Raw genomic sequence first — 425 nt, forward strand, 5'->3', positions numbered from 1 at the left:
GAACGCGGGTGGCCCGCGCGCCAGGCGGTGACCGCCGCCAGTACCCGTACGGCCTCCGCGGTGCGTCCGGCCGCGGACAGCAGGACGGCCGCGCTGTCGGAGAGCGAGGCCAGGACCCGCTCGGCGCAGTGCGCGGCAACGGCGGTGGCCAGGGCCGGCCCCAGCTTCGCGAGGCCGGCCCGCGGGCCGTGCACGCGGGCGGTGAGGACGGCGTCGATGTTGTCGAGTCCGGCAGCAAGCTGCGGGGGCGCCGAGATCCTAGCCGAGACGGTACGGGCGAGCTCGCACTCGGCACGGGCCTGCCCGAGGGCCCCGCGGATGAGGGCGAGGAGCGCCGCGAGCATGCCGCTGTAGGCCTGGACGTCGTACACCCCGCCGTAGCGCTCGACTTCGGCCGCGACTTCCGCCAGCAGCCGGCCGGCCTC

1 pseudogene is annotated in these 425 nt (G+C 76.9%); it reads right to left on the reverse strand.

The annotated features are described in order from the left end of the window. Positions 1-425: pseudogene (locus G3I78_RS48955) on the reverse strand (transcriptional regulator); the annotation flags it as partial.

It is taken from the genome of Streptomyces sp. SID13726 (assembly GCF_010548375.1).
GTDB lineage: Bacteria > Actinomycetota > Actinomycetes > Streptomycetales > Streptomycetaceae > Streptomyces.